A 13,642-nucleotide genomic window follows, 5' to 3' on the forward strand; every position below is an offset into this window, starting at 1 on the left:
TAAAGCCTACAGACCGTGGATGGTTATTTATATCGAGGTTTTTAATTCTAAAAAAGAAGCACTTAAAAAGGAAAAATTCTTTAAATCTGGGCAAGGTCGTGTTAGGAAAGCTAAAATTATAGATACATTTTTAAAAAAATAGTTCGGAGGTTTTATATCCGCCAGAGGCGGACGGGGGATCGTGCCCCCCTCTCGCTACTAAAGGCTTCACAGCAATGTGAAGCCTTTCTTATTTCTAGTTATGTCAGAACACATTGTCTACATTTTATATTCTAAAAAGTTTAAAAAAAACTGCACTGGAGTTACTACAGATCTAATATCTAGATTTAAATCCCATAATGAATTAGCTAACAAGGGATGGACTAAAGCCTACAGACCGTGGATGGTTATTTATATCGAGGTTTTTAATTCTAAAAAAGAAGCACTTAAAAAGGAAAAATTCTTTAAATCTGGGCAAGGGTTTATCAATATTGTCCTTATAGCTTATGTATTTTCCTATCAAATTTTTTAAGTAGGAATAGATTCTGTTTTGTTTCCATAGAAATTATTTAACCTTAATTTTGAAAGCTTAATACTATCTAAAAATTCACCAGAAGCATTAGCGGTTTTATATTAATCTGCATATGCTTCTATTCTTCAATATAGAACTATGATTGAATTCTGGACAAACCATAAGGAGGCGATTATATATGCTGCCATTGTTATTGCCATCGTGTTTACGCTTCGGTTTTTAACTAAAAGACTTTACCAGTGGCTAGAAAAGCGTACGTTAACCAAATATCCTAATGAAGCACCTTCTAATATTCACCTTGCTCAAAAAATTCTCAACGCACTTTGGCTGGTTTTAGGGATTATGGCTCTGGGTTTTATTTTTATTGATGAAGAACAGTATAAAACCGCAAGAGAAAATTTTTATATCGTTCTGTATTTAGGTATTGTGGCAGTTCTGACCCTCTTTGCAGCGTCGCTGGTACAAGCCTGGTTTAAAAGAAGCATTAAACACAGAGTTAATAATAATGAAGACACCACCAGCTATAAGTTTTTAAGGTATATCGCCATTTTTGCAGTTTACTTTTTAGGTGGTATTCTTATGCTTATAGCTTTTGAATCTATGCGTAGTTTTGCAGCTACCGCTTTAGGTGGTGCTGGTATCATAGCTGTAGTTGCTGGTGTTGCTTCGCAAGAAGCACTCTCTAATCTAGTAGGCGGTCTTTTTATAATATTCTTCAAACCCTTTAAACTGGGTGATATAATTAAAGTTGATGAATCTATGGTAGGTACAGTTACAGATATAACACTTAGGCATACTGTTATACGCAACTATGAGAACAAAATGATAGTAATACCTAATGCCATTATTAATAAAGAAAAGCTCATTAATTATGATTTAGGAACTCATATTTGCTGCCAGTGGATTGAGGTGGGCATTTCTTACGATAGTGATATCGATCTTGCAAAGCGTATTATGCGTGAAGAGTGTGAGGATCATCCCAACCTAATTGATCACCGTAGCGAACTCGAGAAATACAATGAAGAAAACAAAGTTGTTGTGCGGGTTATAGCGTTAGGAGATTCTTCAGTTACCATACGCGCCTGGGCGTGGGCAAGTAATTACAATCAGGCGTTTTCTATGAAATGTGATTTGTATGAAAGCATTAAAAAACGATTTGATAAGGAAGGTATAGAAATACCATTTCCTCACAGAACTCTTATTTTTAAAGAAACCCAATTAGAAGTACTAAAAGGTAAATCTCAAAATACAAACCAAGTTAGCGTAGAAAAGGAAGAACGAGATGCTTAAAATTCAAAATTAAAACCCTTTTCTATTAAACTTTGGTAGGTGTCGGGATTAAATTGATATAACTTAGCTGCTCGATGAGATACATCTTTCTCCTTTTCATTTAATGGAGTCAACAAATTCATCTTTAATATTTTTCTTCTGAAATTAGGCTTATCCATTTCTTTACCTAAAATTTGCTCATAAAGATGCATTAATTGCAATAAAGTAAATTTCTGCGGAAGCAAGTTAAATCCTATTGGCTCTTGACGTATTCTACGTCTTAATCTTTTTAAACCTGTTTCTAGAATCTGAGAGTGATCAAATATTAAGTTTTCTACTTCAGACACTTTAAACCAGGCAACATTCACTGCTGTAAATCCCGGCGTAAGATCATAGTCTTCCTCTTTTATCAAAGCATAATATCCTATAGTTATAACCCTGGATAATGGGAAACGCTGAGGATCTCCAAAAGCTTTTAACTGTTCTAAGTAAACATCTTCAATACCGGTAAGTTCAAGTAAAAGTCTATTGGCAGCAGCATCTATGCTTTCATTCTCATAAATCCAACCACCGGGAAGTGCCCACTTATTTTTATTTAAACCATCTGCATGTTGAACAAGAAGTACTTCAAGAGAGCCTTCGTTTAAACCAAATATTACACAATCTATAGTTATGCTGTCTAATATGACAGCTTTTGACTCTTGGTGATCAGTACTCATTAACTTTAAATTGAATGTATATTAGTTGATTTTCTAGGGCTCTAAATTTATAAAAATTATGTGGAATAGATTTTTATGTATATACTTGTAGTCAAATAAACTATAAGAGTGTTTATTTTTACATTATTAACTATTAATTGAACACTAATGTATTTTTTAGGAATTGATTTAGGAAGCTCATCAATTAAGCTGGCCGTTCTTGATGGTAATACGGGAAAAGGGATAGCAAATGCTACTGTGCCAGATAAAGAGATGCAAATGTTTGCCCCCAAGCAAGGGTGGGCAGAGCAAGATCCTGAACTCTGGTGGGATTACATTTGCAAAGGCATAGAGCAGCTTAAGTCTGATGGTATAGAAATCAAAAATATAAAAGCTATCGGTATCTCCTATCAAATGCATGGCCTGGTTCTAACAGACCGTGATCTTAATGTTTTGCGACCTTCAATAATATGGTGCGATAGTAGAGCAGCTCCTATAGGCAATAAAATTTATACTAAAAAAGGTTCTTCTTTTTTTCAGGAAAAGATATTAGGCAGTCCTGGTAATTTTACTGCTTCAAAATTAAAATGGATTCAAGAAAATGAGCCACATCTCTTTGAAAAAGCAGCACATATGATGCTTCCGGGAGATTATATCGCAGCTAAATTTTCTGGTGTAGCCCAGACGAGTAAATCTGGCCTTTCTGAAGCAGCTCTTTGGAATTTTAACAAAGGAGGTCTCGCTACAGAGGTCCTAGACGCTATGGGATTACCGGCACATCTGATTCCTAAGATTGTATCTAATTTTGAGAATCAGGCAACCATACTCCCTAAAATAGCAAACAAGCTAGGCCTGGCAGATGATGTACAGATAACCTATAGAGCCGGTGATCAACCTAATAATGCACTTTCTTTAAATGTTAATGAACCCGGGGAGATTGCAACCACTGCAGGAACCTCTGCGGTGATTTATTCGGTTAGTGATACAAATGCTTTTGATAAAAATAACCGGGTTAATACATTTTTACATGTGAACAATACCGAAGTACAAAAGCGTAACGGTATTTTGTTGTGTATAAATGGCTCTGGTATTTTATACCAGTGGCTTCGCAAAATAGTTTCTGGGGGATCAGAGCATTTAGTTTCTTATGACTTCTTAAATAAAGAAGCTTCAAAAGTAGATGCTGGGAGCGATGGCCTTCGGTTCTACCCTTTTGGAAATGGTGTAGAACGTATTTTTAATAATAAAGAAGCAACTTCAGGATTACAAAATCTCAATTTTAACAGACACGAAACTGCGCATCTTGTGAGATCTGCGTGCGAAGGAATTGTCTTTGCGATGAATTACGGTTTTGAAATTATGCAGGAGATAGGTGCCGGCGGTAATCTAGTTAAAGCCACTAATGCCAACCTATTTTTGAGTCCGGTCTTTAGAGAGATTTTTGTAAATACAACTCAAACCACCCTTGAGCTTTACGAAACTAACGGAGCAGAGGGTGCTGCCAGAGGCGCTGCTTTTGGTTTTGGTCATTACAAGACATTGAATGAAGCAAATGAAAGTTTAAAAAGAATTAATACCATAGAACCCACGGCAACTTTGAGTTCAACTTATGCAGAATGGTATGCTCTATGGAAAAATAACATTCAAATAAATAATTAATTATGAGTACGTATTTTAAAGACGTTAGTAAAATTCAGTTTGAAGGTAAAGGAAGTGACAATCCTCTTGCTTTTAAATATTATGATGAAAACAAAGTTGTAGCCGGAAAAACGCTTAAAGAACATATGCGATTTGCTATGGCTTATTGGCATACTTTAAATAATAGAGGTAGCGACCCTTTTGGAGCACCTACTGAAACGTTTGAATGGGATAAAAATTCAGATCCTGTGGCGCGTGCAAAAGACAAAATGGATGCTGCTTTTGAATTTATGACAAAGCTGGGACTCCCCTACTACTGCTTTCATGATATAGATGTTGTTGATGAGTCTCCTACTCTTGGAGAGTTTGAAAACAGAATGCGAGCTCTGGTAGATTATGCAAAAGTAAAACAAAAAGATAGTGGTATAGAACTACTTTGGGGTACTTCTAATCTCTTTAGCAATCCGCGATATATGAACGGTGCGGGTACTAATCCTAATTTTGACGTATTAGCTTATGCAGGTGCTCAACTTAAAATTGCACTAGATGCTACTATAGAACTGGATGGCTCTAATTATGTATTCTGGGGTGGTCGTGAAGGCTACATGAGTTTATTAAATACAGATATGAATCGCGAGCTTGATCATCTTGGTCAGTTTTTGAATATGTGTAAAGATTACGGTCGCAAACAAGGGTTTAAAGGTAATTTCTTAATTGAACCAAAACCTATGGAGCCTACAAAGCATCAATATGATTTTGATGCAGCTACAACATTGGGTTTTATCAATAAATACGGGTTACAAGACGATTTTAAACTGAATCTTGAAGTTAACCACGCTACTTTAGCAAGTCATACCTTTGAGCACGAATTACAGGTAGCAGTAGATGCCGGTATGCTTGGAAGTATTGATGCAAATCGCGGTGATTATCAAAACGGATGGGATACAGACCAGTTTCCTATTAATGTATTTGAAATAACACAGTCTATGCTCGTGATCTTAGAAGGTGGAGGCATTCAAGGCGGTGGAATTAATTTTGATGCTAAAGTACGCAGAAACTCTACAGATCTTAATGATAAATTTATTGCTCACATAGCCGGGATGGATACATTTGCCCGCGGCTTAATCGCAGCAGATCATATTTTAGAGAACACAAATTATAAAGCATTACGCAAAACGCGTTACGAGTCATTTGATTCAGGAAACGGAGCTGCTTTTGAAAAAGGAGCACTATCACTAGAGCAATTAAGTGATATAGGTAGAAGTAATGGAGAACCTAAAGCCACTAGCGGTCAACAAGAATTGTATGAGCAGATTGTTGCAAATTCATTCTAGTTAATTCTATTATTATTAAAAAAAGGCATCCTTATCGATGCCTTTTTTTATTTACAATATAAAGAATGTATCATTTAATTACCACCAATAATGATTTAGCAACTTTGTACTGAATAAAATGTAATAGTCCCTAACATTTGATTAATCGGTTTAGTTGATTTTTTAACATTAATTAACTGTCTATCAAAACTTTTAAAAAGAACTTGAGTATTTTATTAAAAAAGTCTATCGTAATTTTATACCCATAATATGGTTATATATAAAATCACGAGTAATGAAGGCGACATTTAAAATTATCGAAAATAATATAGAGTGCACTCAAGATGTTATTAAACAGTGCTTAAATCGTATTATGGAGGTTCGTGTTCTAGAGATTAACCTTAATAAAAACACCATCTCTGTAGATTATTATAAACCTAGCGTTTATGAGCGTATCAAAAAAGAACTTTACTGTTTAGGGCTCTCTGTGGGAGAATTAGTAATTCTTCCTGAATTTAACAAGTAATAATTCTTGCACTATCATTAACTCTACGATCGAATAATATTTTCTTCTTTTAAATAAAAATAAGCTCAATTAATTTATCTAATTAAAGGGTTTTCTGTTTGTTTGATTTACTTCAAGTTTCAACTAGTTTTCATAACTACGCTATAGTTCTATTGTTTTTTTGCCCCTTTCTTGTTAAAAGACTATTATTAAAACTATTAACCAATTTCTCACAATTCTTTTTTCAGATTTAAACTGTAAATAATATTAGTAATTCTTGAAATTCGCCGTAAGGAAATGTATCTTTCGAGCTCAACCAACCAATTTGATCTTTCAGAAATATGCTAAATCTAATCCGTACAGACTCTAAAAATGCTGATTTCTTAAAATTGATAAAAGAACTTGACGAAACCCTCAAATTGACAGACGGTAAAGATCACGCGTTCTACAATCAATTTAATTCTTTAGAACGTATTAATAATGTGATCATAGCGTATGAAAGTGGGATCGCTGTGGGTTGTGGGGCTTTCAGAGAATACGGGCCAAAAAGTCTAGAAATCAAAAGAATGTATACTAAACCTCTGTATAGAAAACGAGGTTACGCTAGTTTGATATTAGAAGCTTTAGAAAATTGGGGAGCAGAACTGGGTTATAATAAATGTATTTTAGAAACAGGAATTTTTCAACCTCCTGCAATCGCTCTTTACAAAAGAAGACATTACGATATTATTCCAAATTACGGGCAATATAGTGGTGTAGGTGGTAGTATGTGCTTTATTAAATACTTAGCTGGTGCTTAAAATAATCTAGATTACTCGCGATATATCTACCTCAACCTTTAATTTGCTTTTACCGCTACCATACACGACACCTTTTAAAGGTGGTACATCATAATAATCTCTTCCCCATCCTACAACAAGATGTTGATCGCCGGGAATTTGATTGTTTGTAGGGTCAAAATCTACCCATCCAAAACCAGGAATAAATATAGAAAACCACGCGTGGCTGGCATCTGCACCCACTAGTTTTTGCTGTCCCGGAGGTGGCAAGGTTTCTATATAACCACTCACATAACGCGCAGGTAATCCTATAGATCGTATACAGGCAATTGCAATTTGTGCAAAATCCTGACAAACCCCTTTACGATTTTTCATTACTTCATTTATAGGAGTACTTACACTTGTAAAGCCTGAAACAAAATCAAAGTCTATATAAATGCGCTGCATCAACTCTTCTGCTGCTTCAAATACAGAACGTCCAGGTTTAAAACTTTCCTTAGCATAACTAAGAATAGCTTCATTTGTTTTTTTAATAAAAATAGACTCGAGAACAAATTGCTTTGCTTCTAAAATATCTGGTTCGGTTTTACTGAGTAATAATTTTGCTTGCTCTAATGTAACTTTAGAACAGGCATCAGATCTAAAATCATTTTTAAATTGCTCATACTCCCTGCGTATTTTACTTACAGTAGTAACCTTTAGTTGCTTATGCTCTTTTTGAATTGAAAAGCGGGTTATATAATTTCCGAAAAAATCAACACGTTCTGAAATTTCATCTGCTTCAGGACTTATATGAATTTTATATTCTAATAATTCCTGACCAAGTGAACGTCTTGATTTTAATACAGCGATGTTATGACAGTAACTTACCGGTGCATCGTAATCGTATTTTGTGGTGTGTGAGATTGAATAGAGCATTACAACGGGAAGTTTTGGTCAACTAATTGACTTTGCTTATAAGTATGATTAAAGTAGGTGTTTGATATAGATTGTGACGTCTGAAAGAGTAAATCGCTTAACTTTTCTAATAAACTATCAAGGTCCTCTCTTATTAAGCTATCCTCACTATTTATTTTAGATAACGATTCTGAACTGGCCAGGCGAAGACTAGCAAAAGCCTCAAAGACATATTTTTCGTAATTCATTAAAACATCAGATTTTATAGAATGCGGTAATCTACCAATATCTTTTTGAAGACGCCCTAGTTGAAATGCTAATGACCTTGGGTAATGCAAATCCATAAGTAATAAACTTATCACGGGTTCTATACGTATATAGGAACGGTAGCTATACCGGTAAATATTTAAACTCTCGTGACTACTAAGTAACGACTCCAGAACTTCGTATTCAGTTTGTCCCGGTTGTTTTATAACTAGCAAAGCACGACATTTTGTAATCGTAAGCATACTTTGTTCTAGCTGTAAACCTATAAAATAAAGCAATAAGCCTTGATCTACCATTATACTTTCCTCAATGAGTCCCATAAAGGCAATGAGTCTTGTAATTAATTGATTAAGTGCTCTAATTAGCTTTGTAATAGTAATGTCTTTCTCATTTTCAAGATTGCGCCAAATCTTCTGAATATTTTCGAAAACCCGCCACATATCACTACTCCACAAATTACGAATTGAGTAATAGGAATTGCTAAACATACTCATCGTATTAGCAAGACTTCCTACTCGATTACGATCTAGCACAACAGATAATATCTCTTCAAGTGGGTTTTCTAAAGCAGATTTACCCTTAGCACTATCTTCCATAAAGCCAGGAAAAGTCCCCGACATTTGGGTTACAGCTTTATATAGTGTATCTAATTTAACAGCTCCTGCCTGCTGTGGACTAGCTTCAGTAGAATTCATTTGTTTGAGTACCATTCTTAGAAAACGCGCATTTACTAAAGTACGTCCCACATATCTTCCCGCCCAGTATAAATTTTCAGCAGTTAAACTTGGTAGATCATCAAGGCCACTTACAGAAACTGCAGATTTTCTATTCCAATTAAAACTAGGTTGCTCCTCGTTCTTATGATTTCCTATAATCCAAAAATCTTTACTGGTACCACCTCGTTGATTAGAAACTCTTAGGTTATCCCGTTCTGAAGCAACCCGTACGAGACCTCCTGGCATAACATTATATCCATTTTTGCCTGCCATCGTAAACGTACGCGCAACCATATTTCGCGGTTCAAAACTTCCTTTACTGAAGTTAGGTGTTGTAGAAAAACTAATGTGTTCTTGTGCTACGAAATGGTAAGGTTTCTTTTCAATCTCTTTTCTTAGCGCTTCTAATTCTTTTTCTGAAAGCAATTCGCCAAAATGAATGTGTTCTCGGTTTGTACGATCTATAGGTTTGATCACCAGCTTTGAGAGATTCTCAAGTACATATTTGCGTTCTTTCTCCTGACCGCACCACCAGGATGCAATTTGTGGAAGATGCAATTCTTCTTTCAGGAAAAACCTGCAAATAGCCGGCATGAAAGGGATTAGACCTGGGTTCTCTAATATACCACTTCCTATAGGATTTACTATAGCAACATTCTGACGTCTTACCACATCAAGTAAACCGGCTACGCCCAGATGTGAATCTTCACGCAATTCTAATGGGTCTGTAAATACATCGTCTACTCTACGCAGTACGACGTGCACGCGTTTAAGCCCTTTTAAAGATTTCATATACAAATGACCATCTCTAACGACCAGATCATTTCCCTGAACCAGTGGATACCCTAAAAAGGACGCTAAATAGGCGTGCTCAAAATACGTCTCATTATGTGATCCCGGAGTTAGAATAACAATATTGGGATTTTCAATTTTCTCAGGAGAAGCTTCTACTAGTAACTCATTAAATTCTTTAAAAAATTCTGAGAGTCGCTTGATATTCATATCTGCAAAAACATCTGCAAAAACACGGTTAGCAGTAGATCTGTTTTCTAAAGCATAACCCATACCTGAAGGCGCCTGTGACCGGTCATTAACAACCCACATTCTACCATCGCTACCGCGTGCCAAATCTGCTGCATACAATAGCAGATGTCTGTCTATTTTGTAGTTTATTTTATCACATTGTCTCAAAAAGCCCCGATGCCCATAAATTACTTCGTGGGGTACAATACCTTCTTTAATTAATTTACGCTCCCCATAAACATCTTTAAGAACCTTGTCTAATAAATCTGCCCGTTGTTTAAGTCCTTTTTCTATTTGCTGCCACTCTTTAATATCTAATAAAAATGGTACAACATTTAAATTCCAGGGTCTATTAAGACCGTTAGGATCATTATAGACATTATAGGTGACACCATTTTCCTCAAGAAGCCAGTTAATATCGTTTTGACGTTGAGTTAATCCCTCAACACCTATTTGTTTAAAATTTTCTAAAAGCGTATTCCAATCCCCCTTAACGCTAAGATCTGGTTTAAACATCTCATCGTAGGTGTTGTCTGTAAAATACTTAGTAAACCAAGCGTCTGTAGCCACGGTCATATGTAGGGTGGTGTATAATTATTTTTTACGTAAATCCAATAGATGTGGGAATTCTGGATTAACAGGAAGTTCTTTAAAATTAAATGTTTTTTCTGATTGTGTCGATTTTAAACTCCGTTTTACAGCTCCACTGTTAGGCTCTGTTTCAGAAGGATCTATTGTTCCCTGCGTGTGCCCCATCTCCCAAAATCTGTTTATACGGCGTGACTCTGCTTCTAAGCTATTAATTGGGTAGGTTTCATAGCTTCTTCCGCCAGGGTGTGACACAAAATAAGTACAGCCACCTATAGAACGCTTATTCCATAAATCAACTACATCAAAAACTAATGGTGTATCTACCCCTATAGTTGGGTGCAAAGCAGACCAGGGATCCCAGGCTTTATAACGAACACCGGCTACATACTCACCTTTAACCTCGGTACTGCTCAATTGAACTTTTACACCGTTGCAGGTAACTACATAACGCTCATCGTTAAAGTTTGATATTTTTATTTGAACACGCTCAAGTGATGAATCTACATAACGTGCTGTACCACCACCTGTCATTTCTTCCCCAAGAACATTCCAGGGTTCAATTGCTGCGCGCAGTTCTACCTGCATATCTTTAATTTCAACCAACCCATAAAGTGGAAAACGAAACTCAAAAAACGGATCGAACCAATCTAGTTCAAATGGATAACCGGCAGCATTCAATTGGGTCACGATATCCTTGATATCTTCTTTAACATAATGCTCCATCAAAAACTTATCGTGAAGTTGAGTTCCCCAGCGCACTAGTTTATGCTTGTAAGGCTCTTTCCAAAACCAGGAAACCAGTGTACGCACAAGTAGCATTTGCATTAAACTCATTTGAGGATGCGGTGGCATATCAAAAGCACGAAGTTCTAAAATACCCAATCTGCCCGATGAAGAATCTGGCGAATACAACTTATCTATACAAAATTCTGCGCGGTGTGTATTTCCTGTAATATCTGTTAATAAATGCCTAAATAAGCGATCTGTTAACCAAAACGGAACTTCTTCTCCTTCAGGAATCTGCGAAAATGCTATTTCTAACTCATATAAATTTTCGGCTCTGCCCTCATCTATACGCGGTGCCTGGCTCGTTGAACCTATAAAACCACCTGAGAATAAATATGATAATCCCGGGTGATGTTGCCAAAAGGTTAATAGACTACGCAGCATATCTGGTCTGCGTAACAACGGACTATCTGAAGGTGTTGTACCTCCTAAAGTCACGTGATTACCACCACCAGTGCCGGTATGTTTACCATCTAACATAAATTTTTCGGTACCCAGACGACTCTTTTTCGCTTCCTCATACAGTGTTAAAGTCGTATTTGTAAGCTCGCCCCAGGTCTTAGACGGGTGTACATTTACTTCAATTACACCGGGATCTGGTGTGACTTTTAATACTTCTAAACGTATATCACGAGGAGGCTCATACCCCTCTATTAAAACAGGTATATTTAGTTTTTTTGCGGTAGCTTCAATTGAAGCTATAAGATCTAAAAATGTCTCTGCATCGTCAAGAGGTGGTAGAAAAAGATATAAGCGCTTTTCTCTAACCTCAGCACAAATAGCAGTACGCGCAAATGGATTTTTTTCTTTTTTATCTGCGTTGTAATCTATTTTTTTTCCTTTTTTTGCTTCCGCGGAAGCTAAACGCTGTTCAAGAGCTTCACCATATTTGTCAAATGGTTTTCGTTTATCAAATAAATCAGGCTCTGAAATATCCTGTGAAGCAATCTCAGGATCTTGTATTAATGAATTTAAAGGCAAGCGATATCCTACCGGTGAATTTCCAGGAATAAGAAATAATTTTTTCTGCCTAAATTCCCAGGCATTTGTCACCCATTTGCCGCGTATATTAGCAAGAGGCATTACGTGACCTATTTTTTTATCGAGACCCTGTTCTAATATTTTATTAAGACGATTACGTACAGATGTTGCGGTATCATCGCCTTTAAAAGGATCTACATCTACTGGTAATTTACCCTCTTCCCACATAAAGTAGAACACATCTTCATAAGCCGGTATAATGTATTCTAACCGCACGCCTAAATTTAATGCCAATCCCTGTAAGAAGGTTTTGCTTATTCCTTCTGGCAGATCATATTCTTTAGTGAAAGAAGCCATAAGGCGTTCTTCTTTCCAGATAGGCAAACCATCTTTACGCCAGTGCATTCCTATAGCCCAGCGCGGTATAGGTTCACCGGGATACCATTTACCTTGTGCATGATGAAACATACCACCAGGTGCAAATTTTTGTAATAATCTATTTGATAAGTCTTCAGAAAGTTTGCGCTTTTCAGGACCGTCTGCTGCAGTATTCCACTGCTCAGACTCCATATCATCTATAGAAACAAAAGTAGGCTCGCCACCCATTGTAAGTCGCACATCATTCTCTTGCAATTCATTCTCTACTTCAAATCCTAGATTATAAATGGCTTTCCATTGACTTTCGGTATATGGTTTTGTAACGCGCGGAGATTCAAAAATACGGGTAACAGAATTATCAAATTCAAATTCTGTTTCTGCAGGATCTGAAAAACCCACAACCGGTGCGGCACTTTCAAAAGAAGGTGTACACGCTAAAGGAATATGGCCTTCACTAGCCAATAATCCTGATGTTGCATCAAGACCTATCCACCCTGCACCAGGCACATAAACTTCTGCCCATGCGTGCAAGTCTGTAAAGTCTTCTTCGGGACCAGATGGCCCGTCAAGTGATTTTTCGTCAGACTTTAGTTGTACTAAATACCCTGACACAAAACGTGCTGCCATACCCAAATGGCGCAAACTTTGTACGAGAAGCCAGGCAAAATCACGACAGCTGCCTAATTTTTTTTCAAGCGTTTCTTCACAGGTTTGAACACCGGGCTCCATACGCACGGTATAGTTTAGGTATTCATTTATATGCCTGTTAATACCTATTAGAAAATATATAGTTAGTTGTTTTGAGGTATCTATCGTCTTTAAAAATTCTGCTAACAAAGGGCCCTTATCTGTTACTTCAAGATAGGGTAATAACTCTTTCTTTAAGGATTCTGAATATCGAAACGGAAAATCTTCAACAGATTCTTCGACAAAAAAATCAAATGGATTTATCGTTTTTAAATCAGCTAAAATTTCTACTTCTATAGATAACTCATCTGTTTTCTCAGGAAAAACTACACGTGCCAGATAATTCCCAAATGGATCCTGCTGCCAGTTAAAGAAATGATTTTCAGGCTTTATTTTTAAAGAATACGCTTCAATAGGAGTTCTGCTGTGTGGGGCAGGTCGTAATCTAAATATGTGCGGCGATAATGCTATGCGCTTGTCATATTTATATTTGGTTTTATGAGAAATAACGACTTTTAACGCCATAAACAGCTATTTTAATAAATTATAAGTACCCTATCTGAATAAACAAATCAGTAATAAATATAACACACCCTTGAGTTA

At 36.4% G+C, this 13,642-nt stretch carries 10 protein-coding genes; 6 read left to right on the top strand and 4 right to left on the bottom strand.

The annotated features are described in order from the left end of the window. Positions 1-241 precede the first annotated feature (241 nt). Complete coding sequence (locus ACIGAM_RS15225; protein ID WP_396512331.1) at positions 242-511, top strand: GIY-YIG nuclease family protein; 270 nt, start codon at positions 242-244, stop codon at positions 509-511. Positions 512-649: 138 nt separating this feature from the next. Further along, entirely contained in the window at positions 650-1,801 is a 1,152-nt protein-coding gene (locus ACIGAM_RS15230; RefSeq protein WP_396512332.1) for a mechanosensitive ion channel family protein, read from the top strand. On the opposite strand, the gene ACIGAM_RS15235 is transcribed toward ACIGAM_RS15230, so the two are convergent. Further along, positions 1,798-2,499, bottom strand: coding sequence for an NUDIX hydrolase (locus tag ACIGAM_RS15235; protein ID WP_396512333.1), 702 nt, complete (start codon positions 2,497-2,499; stop codon positions 1,798-1,800). The two genes, ACIGAM_RS15230 and ACIGAM_RS15235, sit on opposite strands and share 4 nt — an antisense overlap. A gap of 147 nt (positions 2,500-2,646) precedes the next feature. Here ACIGAM_RS15235 and ACIGAM_RS15240 point away from each other — a divergent pair, with 147 nt between their 5' ends. The 4 genes from ACIGAM_RS15240 to ACIGAM_RS15255 all read left to right on the top strand — a co-directional run bounded on the left by ACIGAM_RS15240 (position 2,647) and on the right by ACIGAM_RS15255 (position 6,734). Further along, positions 2,647-4,137, top strand: a complete 1,491-nt coding sequence (locus ACIGAM_RS15240) for a xylulokinase (protein WP_396512334.1) — start codon at positions 2,647-2,649, stop codon at positions 4,135-4,137. A gap of 2 nt (positions 4,138-4,139) precedes the next feature. Beyond that, positions 4,140-5,450 carry a xylose isomerase gene (gene xylA / locus ACIGAM_RS15245; protein WP_396512335.1) on the top strand — a complete coding sequence of 437 codons (1,311 nt, stop codon included), beginning with the start codon at positions 4,140-4,142 and terminating at the stop codon, positions 5,448-5,450. A 274-nt stretch (positions 5,451-5,724) separates the two neighbouring features. After that, positions 5,725-5,955: a hypothetical protein gene (locus ACIGAM_RS15250; RefSeq protein ID WP_396512336.1), complete on the top strand. Its 231-nt coding sequence runs from the start codon at positions 5,725-5,727 to the stop codon at positions 5,953-5,955. A 320-nt stretch (positions 5,956-6,275) separates the two neighbouring features. Then, positions 6,276-6,734: a GNAT family N-acetyltransferase gene (locus ACIGAM_RS15255; protein ID WP_396512337.1), complete on the top strand. Its 459-nt coding sequence runs from the start codon at positions 6,276-6,278 to the stop codon at positions 6,732-6,734. A 6-nt stretch (positions 6,735-6,740) separates the two neighbouring features. On the opposite strand, the gene ACIGAM_RS15260 is transcribed toward ACIGAM_RS15255, so the two are convergent. Genes ACIGAM_RS15260 through ACIGAM_RS15270 form a run of 3 tightly spaced genes read right to left on the bottom strand, consistent with a single transcriptional unit; the run spans position 6,741 to position 13,564 of the window. Next, entirely contained in the window at positions 6,741-7,631 is an 891-nt protein-coding gene (locus ACIGAM_RS15260) for a transglutaminase N-terminal domain-containing protein (protein ID WP_396512338.1), read from the bottom strand. Further along, entirely contained in the window at positions 7,631-10,192 is a 2,562-nt protein-coding gene (locus ACIGAM_RS15265) for a circularly permuted type 2 ATP-grasp protein (protein ID WP_396512339.1), read from the bottom strand. Before ACIGAM_RS15265 ends, ACIGAM_RS15260 begins: the two co-directional genes overlap by 1 nt. Positions 10,193-10,210: 18 nt before the next feature. Next, a complete protein-coding gene (locus ACIGAM_RS15270) occupies positions 10,211-13,564 on the bottom strand; it encodes a DUF2126 domain-containing protein (RefSeq protein ID WP_396512340.1) in 3,354 nt (1,117 codons plus the stop codon). Between the last annotated feature and the right edge of the window lie 78 nt (positions 13,565-13,642).

Origin of the sequence: Leeuwenhoekiella sp. NPDC079379, assembly GCF_044542075.1 — a bacterium.
Classification (GTDB): domain Bacteria; phylum Bacteroidota; class Bacteroidia; order Flavobacteriales; family Flavobacteriaceae; genus Leeuwenhoekiella.

Coding starts and splice junctions, on each gene's coding strand:
- ACIGAM_RS15225 (WP_396512331.1), top strand. CDS start 242: ATGTCAGAACACATTGTCTACATTTTATATTCTAAAAAGTTTAAAAAA.
- ACIGAM_RS15230 (WP_396512332.1), top strand. CDS start 650: ATGATTGAATTCTGGACAAACCATAAGGAGGCGATTATATATGCTGCC.
- ACIGAM_RS15235 (WP_396512333.1), bottom strand. CDS start 2,499: ATGAGTACTGATCACCAAGAGTCAAAAGCTGTCATATTAGACAGCATA.
- ACIGAM_RS15240 (WP_396512334.1), top strand. CDS start 2,647: ATGTATTTTTTAGGAATTGATTTAGGAAGCTCATCAATTAAGCTGGCC.
- xylA (WP_396512335.1), top strand. CDS start 4,140: ATGAGTACGTATTTTAAAGACGTTAGTAAAATTCAGTTTGAAGGTAAA.
- ACIGAM_RS15250 (WP_396512336.1), top strand. CDS start 5,725: ATGAAGGCGACATTTAAAATTATCGAAAATAATATAGAGTGCACTCAA.
- ACIGAM_RS15255 (WP_396512337.1), top strand. CDS start 6,276: ATGCTAAATCTAATCCGTACAGACTCTAAAAATGCTGATTTCTTAAAA.
- ACIGAM_RS15260 (WP_396512338.1), bottom strand. CDS start 7,631: ATGCTCTATTCAATCTCACACACCACAAAATACGATTACGATGCACCG.
- ACIGAM_RS15265 (WP_396512339.1), bottom strand. CDS start 10,192: ATGACCGTGGCTACAGACGCTTGGTTTACTAAGTATTTTACAGACAAC.
- ACIGAM_RS15270 (WP_396512340.1), bottom strand. CDS start 13,564: ATGGCGTTAAAAGTCGTTATTTCTCATAAAACCAAATATAAATATGAC.